Genomic DNA, 16123 nt, shown 5'->3' on the forward strand with positions numbered 1-16123 from the left:
ATTTTATTTAAAGATCTTAAGCGAGTTTCGTTCGTCTTAAGTTTTTTTTATATGAAATGCCAAGCATAACCAGAGTACGTACGCAAGAACACCGTGATTCCCTTCACGGTGTTTTTTTTGTATATTCATGCGTTTTTTTGTTGAGTTGAACCACTTGTTTGTTACCGCTTACAATACATGTAGAAGTGACTATGACATAGGGGGAATATCGTATGAACATCGCGTATATCAGCGTACCGTACCGTTATGGACAAGGAAAGCCAGGCACTGAACACGGACCTGCTGCTGTCGAAAAAGCGGGTCTACTCGCGACACTCGAAGCACGGGGACAAGAAGCAGTACGCTACGGGGAAGCGGCTGTTTTATCCGAGGATGCAGTCCGGGAAGAAGATCCTAAGCTGAAACGTTTGGAAGGCGTCGTCCATACGACGAATGACTTGCACCTGATCGTACGTGACGCGTTATCGGAACAACGTTTTCCGTTGTTAGTTGGTGGCGATCACAGCATGGCGATCGGAACGATTGCTGGGTTACGTCAGACTGTACCACGTCTTGGCGTCATCTGGTTCGATGCACACGGTGATTTGAATACACCGGAAACATCACCGTCTGGTAACATCCACGGTATGCCGCTCGCTGTAGCCCTTGGGGAAGGACATCAGCGTTTAACGGAAGTCGGAGGAACAGATATCAAGCTGCAACCGGAACACCTCGTCTTCATCGGATTACGTGACGTTGATCCAGGGGAACAAGAGCTGATTGATCGTCTTGGTATTCGGGTCTATGATATGGAAGCGATCCGAACTCGGGGAATGGACGCGATCATGGAAGAAGCGATTGCTTATTTGAAGGAAACGACGGATGCATTCTATCTTAGCTTTGATATGGATGGTCTCGATCCATCACTCGTCGTCGGTACAGGTACACGTGTCGCCGATGGCATTTTCTTAGACGATGCGAAAACGGTGCTCAAGCATTGTGCAACGGCAGAAAACTTCATTGCAGCTGAATTCGTTGAAGTGAATCCGTTACTTGAAGAAGGAAATGGAACAGCGGAACTTGCGAATGAACTGATCGGAGATCTACTTTTGGCAATGGAAACACATCGCTTAGTAAAATAATGGATAGAACTTGAACTCTTTTCAGCGGAGTTCAAGTTTTTTTTGTTACAATTTAAAAGGAGATGAAACATTTATCGGTCGACTTCGTATAAGAGATTGACCGCATAGAGCGGGGGGTATTCAAAGTGGAAGAAACGACACTACGCTTAATTGAGCGAGTGAAACAAGGAGACCGTGATGCATTCGCGGCACTTGTTGATCTATATAAGGAAGGTGCCTTTCTTGTGGCTTTCCGCGTCTTGCGCGATCGAATGGAAGCGGAGGATGCGACACAAGAAGCCTTCATCCGTGTATTTACGAAGATTGATTCGTATAATGCACAATGGAAGTTCCGGACTTGGTTGTACCGAATCGTCACGAACGTATCGATTGACCGATTACGGAAAAAGAAACCTGATTATTCTCTTGATGCTGAGATGTCAGGTACTGAAGGACTGACATTGTATTCACAACTCGAGAGCAAGGATACCTTGCCGGAGGACCAAGTGGTCGATAACGAGCAACGAAACGAAGTCGGGGACGCGATTGCAGCTTTACCAGAAAAATACCGTGTCCCACTCGTCCTGAAATATGTAGAAGATCTTTCGCTAAAGGAAATCAGTGAAATGATCGAATTACCTGTCGCTACTGTCAAAACTAGAATTCATCGTGGACGAGAAGCGCTGAAGAAGCATTTTGCCAAACGATGAGAAGGAGGAACTCACCATGTCACGAGAGCATGTACATGAACGGATCCAGGATTATTTAGACCAAAACCAACCACCTGAGGAATTCGAGCGATTAGAAGCAGAGTTACGAGAAGTAGACGCGATGGACGAGTTCGAAGAGTATCGGCTCCTTGATGCTCGACTGCGTCAACTTCCAGCGCCTAAATTATCGGCAGATTTTACATCCCGCGTGCTGGCACAATTGCCTGAACAGGTGGAGACGCCAAGCGCTGCTTTGCTGCACCAACCGCAACCGTCTCGTTTTGGAGGTAAGATGAAGCAGTACCCATTGCTCGCGGCAGCGGCTGTTTTCTTACTCTTGTCGGTCGGTAGCCTAGGTGGTTATATGGCACAAGAAGAACATGACTTATCTTATACGAATGCACCAGGTATCGTCGCTCAAAATGGTGAGGTCGTTGTCCCGAAAGGCGTCACGGTCGACCAAGATCTATATGTCGAAGGCGGGAACGTCCGCATCGAAGGGAAAGTCAATGGCGATGTCATGACCGTTGACGGGAAAGCGTACACGGCGAGTGCTGGTAGCGTGACCGGAGAAATCAAGGAAATCGATCAATTATTCGAACGCGTATGGTACGGAATCAAGCGTCTATTTCAATAATCAGCTGGGACGAGTCGAACTCGTCCCTTTGTGCTATAATGGAAACTGTTTAAATCAGATGAGTTAGGGGGCACGGTTGGTGAATTACTTCAGCTGGCAACCACTTCAATTTCAATTGTTGAAACTGGGAGAAAACGTACATTGGTACGATTATATTAATGACGTGATTGATATTGCGGTCGTGACGTTCGTCATTTACCGTCTCATGATCATCGTCAAAGGAACAAAAGCGGTCCAGCTCATTAAAGGGATCTCGGTCATTTTGATCAGTTGGTTCCTGAGTGGCTTTTTTGGACTCAAAACACTGCAATTCTTACTGAATCAAATCATCACCTATGGGTTACTGGGGATTATCATCATCTTCCAACCCGAACTCCGGCGTGGACTGGAACATTTAGGACGAACGAGTAAATTCTTCTCGCGTAGTGCGGTCAGTGATGAAGATGAACAAATTCGAATCGTCGATGCGCTCGTATCGTCTGCTCAGTACATGTCAAAACGGCGTATTGGGGCACTCGTGACGATTGAACGGGAGACTGGACTGAGTGAATACGTGGAGACGGGTATTCCGCTCGGCTCACAAATCACGAGTCAGTTGCTGATCAACTTGTTCATTCCGAATACACCCTTACATGATGGTGCCGTCATCGTCCAGCAAGGCAAGTTAGCAGCAGCCGCTTGTTACTTACCGCTGTCTGAGAGTGCACATATCTCAAAAGAGCTTGGAACACGTCACCGCGCAGCAATTGGTGTCAGTGAGGTGACGGATAGTGTCACGCTCGTCGTCTCGGAAGAAACGGGTGGTGTCTCACTCGCCATCAATGGACGTCTATACCGGGAACTCGACGAAGAATCCTTGCGGACGAAGTTACTTGAGACAATCGTCAAGGCCGAACCGACGAATACTTCCTTCTTGAACTGGATGGGGGCGAAAAAATAATGTTCGAAAAGTGGTTCAATGAACGCTGGTTTTTACGTATCGTTGCCGTTGCCTTAGCCGTCATGTTGTATTTGATGGTCGCAGGTTCGAATACGACGGGAAAAAGCGATGCGGCTAGTCTGTTACCGATCGCAGGACAAGGCTCGACGAAGTTTGACGTACCGGTCACGGTCCAGTATGATGAATCGCAATGGGTCGCCTATAATATTCCAAATACGATGGAGGTCACCGTTAAAGGTCCTTCGAGTAGCTTGACGATGCTCCGGCTTGTTCAGGATTTTGGATTATCGATTGATTTGAAAGGCCTCGACCCGGGCTATCATCGTGTCCGTGTCACACCGACCGGCTTCGGAAAAGATGTCGAAGTGACGCCGAAACAACAGACGATCGAAGTCTTCCTCGATAAGAAGATTACGAAAGAAGTACCGGTACAAGTCGCCTTACTCAATAAAAACAAAATCGCTGAAGGATATGTCGCTGGGGAAGCGCAACCGAACCAACAAACTGTTGAAGTCACGGGAGGCGCGGAGAAGTTACAGGCGATTTCAGCAATCCAAGTACCGATTGATGTGACCGGTCGGGCAGAGACGTTCAAAGAGACGTTCAATGCTAAAGCGACGGATGCGAACGGGAATACGATTAATGCATCTTATCAACCGGAGCAATTAGAAATCACAGTACCGATCTATAAGGAAAGTAAGACGGTACCAATCAATGTGAAGACAAAAGACAACGTCAAAAAAGGGTATACCGTTGTCAAGATCGTTCCCGTCACGACGGAAGCTCGTCTATATGGAACAAAAGAAGAGTTGGAACGGATTGGTTCCGTTGATACAGAAGCGGTCTCGCTTAAGGGATTGACGAAGACGACGGAAAAAACCGTCAAACTCGTGGAACCGGAAAACGCGACGGCGATGGATCCGACACAGGTTACCGTCAATATCGTCGTTGAAAAGGAAAACGCGAAATCGACGACAGAAACCGTCGAGGATCGAGCAGAGAAAACGATCCCGGGTGTGACGGTCACATTGAACGGGTTTGATGAGTCGAAGTATACGATTGATTATAACCAAACGATGGATGTCGTTGTCCGTGGGAAAGAATCGGATCTAGCATCGATTGATGCGACGGATATTAAAGCGGTCATCGATGTGACAGGCTTAAAGGAAGGGACGCATGGATTGCCGATTTCATACCAGACGTCGAAAGCCTTCGATGTCTTGCGTCCGGATAACATGGATGTCACGTTAAAAGCCGTGCCTCGGACATCCGTTCCGACCAATTAAAACAAATTAGTGAAATGAGGAAATAACATATGGGTAAGTATTTTGGAACTGACGGCGTACGCGGCGTCGCAAACGTAGAATTGACACCGGAACTGGCGTATCGCCTCGGTCGAACAGGTGGTTACGTGTTAACAAAACACGAAAGCACACGACCTAAAGTCTTAATTGGACGCGATACACGTGTTTCTGGTCAAATGCTTGAGAACGCACTTATCGCGGGTCTTTTATCGATCGGTGCAGAAGTCATGCGTCTAGGTGTCATCTCGACACCAGGTGTCGCGTATCTGACAAAAACAATGGATGCGACAGCAGGAGTCATGATTTCCGCGTCGCACAATCCAGTAGAAGATAACGGGATCAAGTTCTTCGGATCAGACGGCTTTAAGCTTGATGACGCAACAGAACTTGAAATTGAAGCATTACTCGATGAAGCAGAAGATACATTGCCACGCCCAGCCGGAAAAGAACTCGGCTTCGTTCATGATTATTTTGAGGGTGCACAAAAGTATCTGCATATGCTTCGTCAGACATCGGATGAAGATTTCTCAGGCATCCATGTCGCGATTGACGGTGCACACGGAGCGACGTCAAGCCTCGCACCACGTCTATTTGGTGACTTGGAAGCAGAAGTATCGACGATCGGAACGAATCCGAACGGACTCAACATCAATGATGGTGTCGGTTCGACACACCCTGAACACCTTGCTGCCTTCGTCAAAGAAAAGAGCGCAGATGTCGGTTTGTCATTTGATGGCGACGGCGATCGCTTGATTGCAGTCGATGAGAACGGCGATATCGTCGATGGTGATAAAATTATGTTCATCTGCGGGAAATACTTGAACGAACTTGGTCGTCTGAAAGACAACACGATCGTTGCGACGGTCATGAGTAACCTTGGTTTTCATAAAACCGTCAAAGAAAACGGGATGACGGCGCTTCAGACAGCAGTCGGTGACCGTTATGTCGTCGAAGAGATGCGTAAGAACGACTATACGCTCGGTGGCGAACAGTCGGGGCACATCATCTTCATGGATTACTCAACGACAGGAGACGGCATGTTGTCAGGCGTCCAGTTGTTGCAAATCATGAAAGCGACAGGGAAGAAGTTATCAGAACTCGCAGCTGAGATGCCGATCTTCCCACAACGTCTCGTCAATATCCGTGTTTCAGATAAAAATGGCGCAATGAGCGGTCCTGCTGTACAAGCAATCATTGCGGAAGTTGAAGCGGAAATGGCGGGGAACGGACGGATCCTCGTTCGTGCGTCAGGAACAGAACCACTCGTTCGTGTCATGGCGGAAGCTCCGACACAAGAAGCGTGTGATGCGTACGTCGAGCGGATCGCGAATGTCGTTCGTGAGAACTATGCGTTACAAGAAAACTAAGAAACCCGAAGCAGAGCGATTGCTCTGCTTCTTTTTTTACAATTATTTTAGAAAAACAGCTTGAGATTTTTACAAAAAATAGGGATTATACGTATTGATTAGTGAAATATCGGGAATAGTTACAACTACGTTACCTTTCTTGCTTTTTCAAAGTAAAGTTCGTATGATGGTGAAGTCGGACAGAAACGGGGTCAGACGGAACTAAAAAGCGCCAGGGCTTTCTTCGTAGGTTGAAAGCTGACGAGGTGGAGGTTTATCGAATCATTCGGCGGATGCCTCCCGGTAACAGGTCCATACCGTAAATCGTTCTGAAATCGTCCAAGTGATTGGGCGGACAAACAGACCGATCGGGACCCTCTCAACAAGAGCCGTTTCCTCTTCAGGGAAATACTTGTAAATGGAGAGATGTAACATGTGCGGAATCGTAGGTATGATCGGACAGGTCAACACGAAAGAAATTTTATTAAAAGGTCTCGAGAAGCTCGAGTACCGCGGCTATGACTCGGCAGGTCTTGCGTTCGTCAACGACGGCGTCCAAGTCCATAAAGAAGTAGGCCGGATTGCTGCGCTACGCGAAGTCGTTCCTGCAGAGGCAGACGGCACAGTCGGAATCGGACACACACGTTGGGCGACACACGGTGTCCCAAGCGTACCAAACGCGCACCCACACCAAAGTGCGTCAGCACGTTTCACACTCGTGCACAACGGTGTCATCGAGAACGATGAGCAGTTGAAAGCAGAATTGAACGTCGATCTCCTGAGCGACACGGATACAGAAGTCATCGTTCAGATGATCGAAAAGAACTTCAACGAGACAGGCGACGTCGCGGAAGCATTCCGTCAAACACTCCGCGTCTTGCATGGTTCGTATGCGCTCGCATTGATCGATGCAGAAAACCCGGACGTCTTATACGTCGCGAAAAACAAATCACCACTTCTCGTTGGTCTCGGTGACGGTACGTTCAACGTCGTCGCTTCAGACGCAATGGCAATGTTGCAAGTAACGGATCAATTCGTTGAGTTGCATGATGGTGAGATGATCATCTTGACGCGTGATAGCGTGACGATCCAAGATCTCGACGGGAACGTCCAAGAGCGTGAAGCGTACACGGCTGAAATCGATGCATCAGATATCGAAAAAGGAACGTACGCGCACTATATGCTCAAAGAGATGGATGAGCAACCAGCAGTCATCCGGAACATCGTTCAAAAATATCAAAACGAAGCAGGCGACATCACACTCGATCAATCAGTCCGTGATCTCGTACTCGGTCGTGACCGTGTCTATATCATTGGTTGCGGAACAAGCTACCATGCTGGTTTGATCGGAAAACAGTTGATCGAACAAATCGCAGGCATCCCGACAGAAGTGCACATCTCTTCTGAGTTCGGATACAACATGCCATTATTGACAGAGAAACCGCTCTTCCTCTTCCTTTCACAATCAGGTGAAACAGCGGATAGTCGTGCCGTTCTCGTCGAAGCGAAGAAACTTGGTCACCCGGCACTGACGATCACGAACGTTCCAGGATCAACATTGTCACGTGAAGCAAACGCAACATTGTTGCTCCACGCGGGCCCAGAAATCGCCGTTGCTTCAACAAAAGCGTATACAGCTCAAATCGCTGTTCTCGCTGTCCTTGCGTTTGACCTTGCTCAAGCAAAAGGGGTTGCCGTCAACTTCGATCTCATGAAAGAACTCGGTAAAATCTCAAGTGCGATGGAGTCGGTCATGTCTCAAAAAGATCGCTTCCAAGAAATCGCGACAGAATACTTGTCTGAGTCACGCAATGCGTTCTTCATCGGTCGTGGACAAGATGCATACGTCGGGATGGAAGGTGCATTGAAACTCAAAGAGATCTCGTATATCCAAGCAGAAGGATACGCGGGTGGAGAGCTCAAGCACGGTCCGATCGCTTTGATTGAAGACAACACACCGGTCATCGCGCTCGTGACACAACCACACGTTCATCTCAACAACCGTGGGAATATCAAGGAAGTCGTCGCACGTGGGGCAAATGCGTGTGTCATCGCAGCAGAAGGTCTTGAATTGCCAACAGATGCATTCGTCATTCCAGCAGTCGAGCCACTCTTGTCACCACTCTTGTCGGTCTTACCACTTCAATTAATCTCATACTACGCGGCACTCGGTCGCGACTGTGACGTCGATAAGCCACGTAATTTGGCGAAGTCGGTAACGGTTGAATAAGGAAACAAATCGACTCCAAATGACAGGCGTGTAAGCGTCTGTCGTTTGGAGTTTTTATATTAGGAGGAGAACGAGATGAACCGCTGGATCACCGCATTTCCTAAGAGATATGAACAGGACGTTCGGGTCGTTAAAGCATGTCTACCGTTTGGATGGACACGATTATCACCAGGGGCGATCGAAGTAAATATAGAACAGGAACACATACAGATTCCGATGCGTTTGTATTTATCAGAAATCGACTCGGAGCGGATCAAGCAACTGACGTCGACTCAGCAGACGATTTTATATTGCCTTTACACCCGTCACCATGATGGTCATGTTCGTGAGCAGTATCTTCAGCAGTTACTTAAAAACTATCCACACGACGGATGGGTTCTTGCCTATATCATCGAACTTGCTAGTGAATACGTCCGTGACATCGTCGACATCATCGTACCCGCAATCGAGCAATGGGATCCGGAAGTGAAGCGGCGATTCGTCGAGGATGATCCGGCATACATGAAGCGAATCGAAGACCGGATGATCAGTTACTGGAATGCTTATTATCGGTCAAGTGGCGAACGACGATCCGAAGCGAACTACCCAGGCTTTCGGATTATAGAGTCGTTACGGGAGGATGCTTCGGTGGAGGAAGTGTGAAGAGATGAAAAGGAGGGGCGCACTTGATTACGAAATCAAAGGATCTGTACTTAGAAGGACCCGGACCTGCTGTTTTGTTGTTACATAGTTTTACTGGAAGTGCGAATGAGATGCGGGGACTCGCTCGTTTTTTACATGCAGCCGGCTATACCTGTTACGCGCCCAATTACGCCGGGCACGGGGAATCGCCGGAGCGCTTGTTTGAGACGACGATCGAAGACGTCTGGCAGTCCGCGCAAGTCGGACTCGCGTTTTTACAAGATCGAGGACACAAAGACATCTTTTTGATCGGACAATCACTCGGTGGAGTAATGGCACTTCGACTAGCAGAACAGTCAGGATGCGCTGGACTCATCTTACTCTCGACGCCGATTCTTGAGCGGACGATTGCCGGACTTGAGCACCGCGTCCGTCGGTATACGGAACGGTATTTTCAATTTGACGATCGTTCGCCAGAGTGGATCTTAGATTTTGTCGACCGTCATTTTCCACGCCCGGAAAAAGACTTACGGGCACTGCAACAGTTCATCCTCGACACGGGAGTTGTCTTGCCGAAGATCACGCAACCCATCGCTCTATTCCTTGGTGCCTTAGATGATGCCGTCTATCATGCAAGTCTCGAGCGAATCGAAACGACAGTGCCGAGCCGAGATCAGAAAAAGGTCCTTCTTCCGAACAGTAAACATTTACTGACGCTCGATCGGGATAAACAACGTTTGTTCGAAGAAATCCTTATCTTCTTGAAGACGCATCCGGTAGATTCCTTGAAACCATCAGCTGCTGTGCAGTAGGCTAGATAGGTAAGCTAGACGTGAAAGGGGAAGGGATCATGCGAATTTTAGTAGTAGGAGCAAGCGGAACGATTGGGCAGGCAGTCGTCGAACGGCTGAGTGGGCGGCATGACATCATTCGTGCCGGACGAAGCGGAGCGGATGTACAAGTCGACATCACATCAGAGGAAAGTATTCGGGCGATGTATGAAACAGTCGGTTCTGTTGATGCCGTCATCAGTGCCACAGGTGGTGCTCATTTCGGTCCATTGACGGACTTAACACCGGAGCTTAATCAAATCGGAATCGACAGTAAACTAAAAGGTCAGGTCAATCTTGTCTTGCTTGGTTTAGAGTCAGTACGAGACGGGGGAAGCTTTACGCTGACGACCGGCATCATGATGGACGCTCCGATTCGCCAAGGCGCATCCGCTGCGCTTGCGAACGGTGGGGTCAAAGCGTTCGTTCACGCAGCAGCGATCGAGATGCCACGAGGTATTCGGATCAACAGTGTCAGTCCGAACGTACTGATCGAGTCGCTTGAAAAGTACGGACCCTTCTTCCGTGGTTTTGAAGCCGTTCCGGCGTCACGTGTCGCGACGGCGTTCGAAAAGAGTGTCGAAGGGGCACAGACAGGGCAAAATTACGAAGTCTATTAACTAAAAAAGCAGGTAGCGAAAATCGCTACCTGCTTTTTTAGAACCCGGATATGACATAACGTTCGATTCCGAATAGTAATAGAGTGATCCCGAGACAAATGAGTAAGTTGCGTACGAACCAACGACCTGTCATCGTCCGGTTCATGATCAGTTTCTCCAGTGTCAGATTGACGAGAAGCACACATAAGAAGATGACGCCAAACCAAATCATCCAGACACATCCTTTCCTTCTTCTTAACGAATCCAACAGCTAAAAAGTTTCACGCCCGTCAAGAGCAGGAAATCATTCAGATGAACGGGAAGGAAACAAGCAGTCGATTTTACAAGGAGGAACATGACGATGAAACAAGCAGTCCTAGTGATTGATTTTCAACAGGAACTCGTCGACGGAAACACAGAAGAACGACCGGTATACTTAAAAGAGCAAGTTGCGCACGTCATCGAAGCGGTCGTGCTTGAAGCAGACGAACGAAACGTTCCGGTCGTCTTCATTCGGGATTTGGACGTCGCTGGCGGAACAGGACCTGGGTTTGCAGTCCATGACTCGATTCCCGTTCCAGCGTCCAGTGTCACGTTCGATAAAGCGGCGACGAATGCGTTCCATGATACACCCTTGCTCGATCATCTACGCCAAGCATCGATTGAACATCTGATCGTTTTAGGCTGTAAGACGGAACACTGCATCGATACCGCGGTGCGCAGTGCGACGGTGCACGGCTTTGATGTCACACTCGTCGCCGACGGGCATACGACGAACGGCTCCGATGTCCTGACGCCGGAGCAAATGATCGCCCACCACAATCAAGTCTTGCACGGTCATTATAACGTCGAGCACTTTGCGATTGTTCGTCCGTCAACGGAAGATGTCTTCACCCCAACCCACAATGACTACCGGACATGAAGAGGAGAATAAGATGATTGAATTACGAAAAATAACAGCGTCCGATTACGATCGCTACGCGACGCTCGTCCAAAACGAACGTGTCATGCGTTACATCACGGAACAGGCATTAACAGATACGGAAACGAAACAACGCTTTGACCGAATCCTTGAACAACAGCAGCACGACCGACTCGGATCGTATCTGATTTATACCGAAGAGACATGGATTGGAATCGGGCACATGACCCGGAGTCAAACGCAACCGTTCGAAGCAGAGCTCGGTTACATGCTGCTACCCGATCAGTGGGGACGCGGATACGGCACAGCGATTGCAGAGCGTCTCTTACAGTTAGCGACAGAAGAAGAGTTACAGGTCGTCACGGCAACGATTGATCCAGCACATGAAGCGTCGCGCCGTATTTTGATCGGATTAGGTTTTGAATCGACCTATGTTGGACCGATTGACGGTCTACCAGGTGAAACGCTACAGAAAATAGTGGGGACGACAGAATGACACGAGACGAATGGATTGAACATTTTCAACTCGATGTCGCAGCATGCGCGACTGTCGACGAATCGTATAGTTCTGAAGTCGATCGTCTCATTTTAGCGGATGGTCAGGTCGTTTTCTTAAAGCGCCCCTATACGGCTGAAAAGTGGTACCGGGAGCGAGGCTGGATTCATGCACTAGAAGGGTTTGTACCCGTGCCGCACATCTTAGCTGAAGCAGCTCCCGGGCAGACGACCGGGGCGTTCGTGCTTGCTGCCTTACCGGGACAGGCACCGGTCACGATGACTAAAAAATTGGCGTACGAAATTGGTCGAACGCTCGCAATGCTGCATACGTGTACAGGAGAAGCTTACGGCGAGTATACGGAAGATGGATTTTATGCCTATCCGGTTCAGAACTGGCGACGCTTCCGGAATGAAAAACTCGATGGATTCATGCCGTTCATCACATCCGAACTCGATCCCGTTTTTTTAGAGAACATCCAAACAGAGTTAGTCAGACGAGAACAGTCGTTACCGGAGCCTTCATGTCCCGTTGCCACACATTGTGACTTCCGCCTAGCAAATTTACTGACGGTAGGTGATCAAGTCATAGGGGTGATCGATTTCGAGACGACCCGTTATGGGGCGATCGAGATGGACTTCACGAAGATCATCCGTAATCTCAATACGTTCGGTTCCATTTACGTCACGGCATTTCAAGAAGGATACGCGACGTTACACTCAGACGTGCCAATTGAGATGTATCTAGCACACTATCGTTTGTGGGAAGCACTCACGGCTGTTGGCTGGTGCATCAAACGTGGACTAGAAGAGCACCGGGCGTTCTTTGAGGAGAACATCATGCTCATCGAGCAGGAATTACAGATGACGAGCATATCGGACGGGTATTGATTCACCCATGTCTTGGAAGAAACCTCTATACTTAGGGAAATGAGGAATATGAGGGGGAAGCGAGATGACAGGGAAACGAATCGGAATCATCGGTGGTGGACTCGCCGGAATCTTTGCGGCACGTCAATTGCAGGCAGCAGGACATGCTGTTGAAATCATCGAAAAAAGCCAGAGCGTCGGGGGGCGAATGGCAACTCGTCGGATTGATGAAGGAACAGCGGATCATGGTGCCGTCTTCTTCACGGTTCGGACGGAAGAGTTGGAACGCGAAGTCGACGAATGGCTTGAGAAGGGATGGGTTCGTAAGTGGTTCGGAACGGATTTTCCACGCTATGTCGCAACGAACGGTATGAATCAACTCGTACAAGCGATTGGTCGAGGGATTCCCGTTCAGTTGAATGAGCAGGTCACGCATATTACGGCAACAGAGGATGAACTCGTCACACAAGCGACGGATCATCAAGGTACGTATGATGCGTTACTCGTGACGGCGCCTGTGCCGCAAGCATATGAACTGTTGCAGTCTTCTGATCTGGCGCTTGGAGATGACGATCATGAGCAGTTACGCCAAGTGACGTTCGAGCCGACATTCGTGGGTCTGTTTGAAATCAAAGAGCGACTGACGATCGGAGAAGTTGGTCTACAAGACGAACAACTTGTCGATGGGATGTTAAAACTCGTCAATAATGCCGAAAAGCAGATTTCGAAGACGACACTCCTAAGCGTCTATATGACAGCCCGCTTCAGTGAAGACTGGTACGAGCGTCCGGAAGAAGAGACACTCGCTGAAGTCGAGCGGCTGTTACAACAGCAACTCGGACCGGCGACGATTGTTTCGCGTCAGCTCAAACGTTGGCGTTACGCTCAGGCACGTGCGGTTTACCGGACACCGCATTTGAAACTAGCGGCACATCCGCTTTGGCTTGCCGGGGATGCGTTCCTTGAAGCCGATGATGCGTCAGGGCGGACGCGCGTCGAGAGTGCTGTCATCTCCGGATTACGCGTCGCAGAGGCGATTGATACCCACTTACGTCAGACGGTGACAGCGACGGAATGAACGACAACATGCACTTCTTTTCTGAATCGAGAAGAAGCGCATGTTTTTTTGTTACTCACGATCATTCCCCCTGGAAGTGTTGCTCACTCCAAGCTGCCATTTGGTCAAGAATCGGTAAAAAACTATGTCCGGCATCCGTCAGGGAATATTCAACGCGAGGAGGAACTTCGCCAAAGACGTGTCGTTGAATCAAACCGTCCGCCTCGAGCTCGCGAAGCTGACGCGTTAATGTTCCTTTAGAGATGCCTGTTAATTGTTGCAGTTCATGAAAACGATGCGTCCCGTGTGTCAGGTGCCAGAGCAAGATGATCTTCCATTTGCCAGCGACCATCTGTTGGACCCGAGTGACTGGACAAGCCGTCCGTTGATTAGTTGTTGAATCGAATACAGCCACGTTCATCCTCTCCCATTGGTTCGTTTTGAGGGACCTAGTTTCAGATAAGTGCCTACTTTTTTTAGTGTATCACCTGGCGTATCATGAAGAACAACATCAAACTTCAAAGGAGTGGTTTCATCATGAAATGGTTAATTACAGGAGCAACCGGAAAATTAGGGGCGCGCATCGTGCAACATCTCAGTGAACAAGTCGGCAACGAACATGTAGCGGTTAGTGTCCGTGACGTTGAAAAAGCAGCGTCGCTTGCAGCGCAAGGAATCGACGTCCGGCATGGTGATTTCGATCAGCCGGAAACACTCGGACACGCGTTTCAAGGTATCGATCGTCTGCTGATCATCTCGACGGACGGTGAAGAAGCAACACGGATCCGGCAACATCAAGCCGCTGTCACGGCAGCACAAGCGGCAGGCGTCAAGCTGATCGGTTATACGAGTATCGCCAATGCGGCACAGAGCACGAACGGACTTGCGCGAACACATCGGGTCACAGAAGAAGCGATTCAAGCGACAGGTATCCCGTATGTCTTTTTCCGCAACAACTGGTATCTCGAAAATGAACTCGGAACGATGGATGCCGTCGCACAAGGTGCAGACTGGTTAACAGCAGCAGGTGAAGGCAAAGTCGGATGGGCGTTACAAGAGGAGTATGCGCTAGCGATTGCGACGGGACTGACGCTCGAGCATCCAAAAGCGATCTATGAACTATCAGGTCCGTTGCATACACAAGCAGAACTCGCGAATGCAGTCGGAACAGTACTTAACCGATCGGTCGCTGTAGATGAAGTAGATAGCGCGACCTATGGCGAGCGGATGCAAGCAGCTGGCTTACCTGACTTCTTGATTCCAATGTTGACGGGTATCCAGGCAGATATCGCAGCCGGAACCCTTGCGGTGGAAAGTACTGATTTTAAAGAATTACTCGGTCGTCCTGTGACGACGCTAGAAGAGGGAGTCCGTCTCCTTTTGAAAAGATAAGTTCATCTGAACGTTTTCAGGATGAACGAGTAGGGTAAATCCCCTTTAGAAGCAATTAAAGGAGGAGCCCTACCATGAAACTGTCATCCTATCGTGTCAAGGAAGGCGAGCAAGTCTCGTTTTCGAATTACCCGACATCAGAAAAACATGAGATTTCGGAAGCGGAATTGCGAGAGAAGCGGATTCCGAAAAGTGTCGAGACGTTACAAGAGTTACACTGGCGTTTACATGCCGAAGAGAAGAACGGCGTCCTCGTCATCCTGCAAGCGATTGATGCAGCGGGGAAGGATGAGGCAATCAGCTACATCTTTTCTAACTTGAACGCACAAGGACTCCGGACGATTTCCGTCAAAAAACCGTCGGATACGGAGCAAAAACACGACTATCTATGGCGGATCCACGAAGGACTACCGGAAAAAGGCGAAGTCGGCATCTTGAACCGTTCCTATTATGAGGAAGTCATTGCGCCACGCATCCATGATTTGCTCGAGGAAGAGGAAAAGCCGGATGACGGAGATGTCTGGCAGATGCGCTATCGCCAAATCAATGACTTTGAACGCTATCTCGTCGAGAACGGCTTCCGGGTCGTCAAGTTTTTGTTCCATGTCTCAAAAGAAGAGCAACGGCAACGATTATTGACTCGTCTGAAGGATCCAACGAAAAACTTTGAATTTTCGTTCAGTGATATTGAAGAACGCAAGCACTGGGACGAATACCATGAGATTTTTGCTGAACTCGTCTCGGCGACGTCGACATCGTATGCACCATGGTACATCTTGCCGGCAGATGACGAATGGTATTCTCGCTATATCGTCACCGAAGTCATGAATGACGTTTTGAAGGAAATTGATCCGCAATATCCGAAGTTGTCGGAAGAGGATCAGGAACAACTAGATGAAGCGATTAAACTATTGGAAGAAGAAGCATAAATCATTTACACCAAAAGCGATTGTTCTCTTGCTGAGAAGAATCGCTTTTTTTTTGATGCATTTGGCTTTGTATGAATTTTTTTCAGTTATCATGAAGCATGAACTTATTCACATCTCAGGACAAATGTCCTATTCAAGTCA

18 protein-coding genes are annotated in these 16123 nt (G+C 48.8%); 16 read left to right on the forward strand and 2 right to left on the reverse strand.

The window, feature by feature from the left end:
• The first annotated feature begins 212 nt into the window (after positions 1–212).
• The 10 genes from rocF (at position 213) to ASF99_RS15350 (ending at position 10338) form a co-directional block, all read left to right on the forward strand.
• On the forward strand, positions 213–1121 hold the full coding sequence (rocF, locus tag ASF99_RS15305) for an arginase (protein WP_055969816.1): 909 nt from the start codon (positions 213–215) through the stop codon (positions 1119–1121).
• Positions 1122–1246: 125 nt separating this feature from the next.
• A complete protein-coding gene (gene sigW / locus ASF99_RS15310; protein WP_023466660.1) occupies positions 1247–1810 on the forward strand; it encodes an RNA polymerase sigma factor SigW in 564 nt (187 codons plus the stop codon).
• Between the two features lie 16 nt (positions 1811–1826).
• On the forward strand, positions 1827–2447 hold the full coding sequence (locus ASF99_RS15315) for an anti-sigma factor (RefSeq protein WP_023466661.1): 621 nt from the start codon (positions 1827–1829) through the stop codon (positions 2445–2447).
• A 79-nt stretch (positions 2448–2526) separates the two neighbouring features.
• Entirely contained in the window at positions 2527–3387 is an 861-nt protein-coding gene (gene cdaA, locus ASF99_RS15320; RefSeq protein WP_023466663.1) for a diadenylate cyclase CdaA, read from the forward strand.
• On the forward strand, positions 3387–4673 hold the full coding sequence (locus ASF99_RS15325) for a CdaR family protein (RefSeq protein WP_023466665.1): 1287 nt from the start codon (positions 3387–3389) through the stop codon (positions 4671–4673). The genes cdaA and ASF99_RS15325 overlap by 1 nt, the downstream gene beginning before the upstream one ends.
• Positions 4674–4702: 29 nt before the next feature.
• The gene (gene glmM / locus ASF99_RS15330; RefSeq protein WP_023466667.1) at positions 4703–6058 is read left to right on the forward strand and encodes a phosphoglucosamine mutase; all 1356 of its coding nucleotides are present in this window, start codon (positions 4703–4705) and stop codon (positions 6056–6058) included.
• A gap of 412 nt (positions 6059–6470) precedes the next feature.
• Complete coding sequence (gene glmS / locus ASF99_RS15335; RefSeq protein WP_023466669.1) at positions 6471–8267, forward strand: glutamine--fructose-6-phosphate transaminase (isomerizing); 1797 nt, start codon at positions 6471–6473, stop codon at positions 8265–8267.
• 75 nt (positions 8268–8342) lie between these two features.
• Entirely contained in the window at positions 8343–8909 is a 567-nt protein-coding gene (locus ASF99_RS15340) for a hypothetical protein (RefSeq protein ID WP_055969819.1), read from the forward strand.
• A gap of 23 nt (positions 8910–8932) precedes the next feature.
• Positions 8933–9700: an alpha/beta hydrolase gene (locus ASF99_RS15345; RefSeq protein WP_055969822.1), complete on the forward strand. Its 768-nt coding sequence runs from the start codon at positions 8933–8935 to the stop codon at positions 9698–9700.
• A 38-nt stretch (positions 9701–9738) separates the two neighbouring features.
• On the forward strand, positions 9739–10338 hold the full coding sequence (locus ASF99_RS15350) for a short chain dehydrogenase (RefSeq protein WP_055969825.1): 600 nt from the start codon (positions 9739–9741) through the stop codon (positions 10336–10338).
• Positions 10339–10375: 37 nt separating this feature from the next.
• On the opposite strand, the gene ASF99_RS17300 is transcribed toward ASF99_RS15350, so the two are convergent.
• On the reverse strand, positions 10376–10549 hold the full coding sequence (locus ASF99_RS17300; RefSeq protein ID WP_156357224.1) for a hypothetical protein: 174 nt from the start codon (positions 10547–10549) through the stop codon (positions 10376–10378).
• Between the two features lie 129 nt (positions 10550–10678).
• Between ASF99_RS17300 and ASF99_RS15355 the strand changes: the two genes are divergently transcribed.
• The 4 genes from ASF99_RS15355 (at position 10679) to ASF99_RS15370 (ending at position 13682) form a co-directional block, all read left to right on the forward strand.
• A complete protein-coding gene (locus ASF99_RS15355) occupies positions 10679–11239 on the forward strand; it encodes an isochorismatase family protein (RefSeq protein WP_023466677.1) in 561 nt (186 codons plus the stop codon).
• Between the two features lie 13 nt (positions 11240–11252).
• Positions 11253–11735, forward strand: coding sequence for a GNAT family N-acetyltransferase (locus ASF99_RS15360; RefSeq protein WP_023466678.1), 483 nt, complete (start codon positions 11253–11255; stop codon positions 11733–11735).
• Positions 11732–12625, forward strand: coding sequence for a phosphotransferase family protein (locus tag ASF99_RS15365; RefSeq protein WP_055969828.1), 894 nt, complete (start codon positions 11732–11734; stop codon positions 12623–12625). Before ASF99_RS15360 ends, ASF99_RS15365 begins: the two co-directional genes overlap by 4 nt.
• A 64-nt stretch (positions 12626–12689) precedes the next feature.
• On the forward strand, positions 12690–13682 hold the full coding sequence (locus ASF99_RS15370) for an NAD(P)/FAD-dependent oxidoreductase (protein WP_055969832.1): 993 nt from the start codon (positions 12690–12692) through the stop codon (positions 13680–13682).
• Between the two features lie 61 nt (positions 13683–13743).
• Here the strand turns inward: ASF99_RS15370 and ASF99_RS15375 are convergent, their stop codons facing one another.
• The gene (locus ASF99_RS15375) at positions 13744–14076 is read right to left on the reverse strand and encodes a winged helix-turn-helix transcriptional regulator (protein WP_023466681.1); all 333 of its coding nucleotides are present in this window, start codon (positions 14074–14076) and stop codon (positions 13744–13746) included.
• Positions 14077–14198: 122 nt separating this feature from the next.
• Between ASF99_RS15375 and ASF99_RS15380 the strand changes: the two genes are divergently transcribed.
• Positions 14199–15053, forward strand: a complete 855-nt coding sequence (locus ASF99_RS15380) for an NAD(P)H-binding protein (protein ID WP_055969835.1) — start codon at positions 14199–14201, stop codon at positions 15051–15053.
• 74 nt (positions 15054–15127) lie between these two features.
• Complete coding sequence (locus ASF99_RS15385) at positions 15128–15982, forward strand: PPK2 family polyphosphate kinase (RefSeq protein ID WP_055969837.1); 855 nt, start codon at positions 15128–15130, stop codon at positions 15980–15982.
• Positions 15983–16123 lie beyond the last annotated feature (141 nt).

The sequence above is a fragment of the Exiguobacterium sp. Leaf187 genome (assembly GCF_001423925.1).
GTDB lineage: Bacteria > Bacillota > Bacilli > Exiguobacteriales > Exiguobacteriaceae > Exiguobacterium_A > Exiguobacterium_A indicum.

Bases quoted from the DNA above. Each gene is read 5' to 3' on its own strand.
- glmS (WP_023466669.1), top strand. From the start codon at position 6,471: ATGTGCGGAATCGTAGGTATGATCGGACAGGTCAACACGAAAGAAATT.
- rocF (WP_055969816.1), top strand. From the start codon at position 213: ATGAACATCGCGTATATCAGCGTACCGTACCGTTATGGACAAGGAAAG.
- ASF99_RS15360 (WP_023466678.1), top strand. From the start codon at position 11,253: ATGATTGAATTACGAAAAATAACAGCGTCCGATTACGATCGCTACGCG.
- ASF99_RS15355 (WP_023466677.1), top strand. From the start codon at position 10,679: ATGAAACAAGCAGTCCTAGTGATTGATTTTCAACAGGAACTCGTCGAC.
- ASF99_RS15325 (WP_023466665.1), top strand. From the start codon at position 3,387: ATGTTCGAAAAGTGGTTCAATGAACGCTGGTTTTTACGTATCGTTGCC.
- ASF99_RS15385 (WP_055969837.1), top strand. From the start codon at position 15,128: ATGAAACTGTCATCCTATCGTGTCAAGGAAGGCGAGCAAGTCTCGTTT.
- ASF99_RS17300 (WP_156357224.1), bottom strand. From the start codon at position 10,549: ATGATTTGGTTTGGCGTCATCTTCTTATGTGTGCTTCTCGTCAATCTG.
- ASF99_RS15370 (WP_055969832.1), top strand. From the start codon at position 12,690: ATGACAGGGAAACGAATCGGAATCATCGGTGGTGGACTCGCCGGAATC.
- glmM (WP_023466667.1), top strand. From the start codon at position 4,703: ATGGGTAAGTATTTTGGAACTGACGGCGTACGCGGCGTCGCAAACGTA.
- ASF99_RS15350 (WP_055969825.1), top strand. From the start codon at position 9,739: ATGCGAATTTTAGTAGTAGGAGCAAGCGGAACGATTGGGCAGGCAGTC.
- ASF99_RS15315 (WP_023466661.1), top strand. From the start codon at position 1,827: ATGTCACGAGAGCATGTACATGAACGGATCCAGGATTATTTAGACCAA.
- ASF99_RS15340 (WP_055969819.1), top strand. From the start codon at position 8,343: ATGAACCGCTGGATCACCGCATTTCCTAAGAGATATGAACAGGACGTT.
- ASF99_RS15380 (WP_055969835.1), top strand. From the start codon at position 14,199: ATGAAATGGTTAATTACAGGAGCAACCGGAAAATTAGGGGCGCGCATC.
- ASF99_RS15365 (WP_055969828.1), top strand. From the start codon at position 11,732: ATGACACGAGACGAATGGATTGAACATTTTCAACTCGATGTCGCAGCA.